The 513-nt window shown below is 74.9% G+C and carries 1 pseudogene; it reads left to right on the forward strand.

The features are described from left to right. A pseudogene (locus tag ABD323_RS45555) lies at positions 1–513 on the forward strand (phosphodiesterase); the annotation flags it as partial.

Raw genomic sequence — 513 nt, forward strand, 5'->3', positions numbered from 1 at the left:
GAACTTCCACCCGCCCCCCCTCCCCGGCCTGCTACTGGTGCTGCTCTGCCTCGGGTACGCCCTGGGCGCCGCCGTCGGCTGGGGGTCGCCGGAACTCGCACTGTTCATGGGCGACTTCGGGCTGGCCGGGGCGGCGCTGGCCGCTGCGATCTCCTGTCTGCTGCACGCCTGCGCGGCCGATGGCCCGGCCCGGCCCGCCTGGCTGCTGTTCGGCCTGTCCTCCTCGATGGTGCCGATCGGCAACGGCACCTGGGGCTGGTACGAGGTGGCGCTCGGCACCACGCTGCCGGAGGGTTCGCCCGCCGAGTACGCCTTCCTGCTGTTCGCCCCGCTCGCCATCATCGGCCTGACCGTGCTGGCCCAGCGGCCCCGGACGGCGGCCGGCTGGCTCTGCCTGCTGCTGGACGGCTGGCTGGTGGACGGCTCGCTGTTCACCCTCAGCTGGCGCCTGGGGCTCGGCCGGGTCGGGGCGGGCGAGGGCGAGGACCCACTCCGGCTGGCGCTCAACCTGGC

Source organism: Kitasatospora nipponensis (assembly GCF_039528135.1).
Taxonomy (GTDB): Bacteria; Actinomycetota; Actinomycetes; order Streptomycetales; family Streptomycetaceae; genus Kitasatospora; species Kitasatospora nipponensis.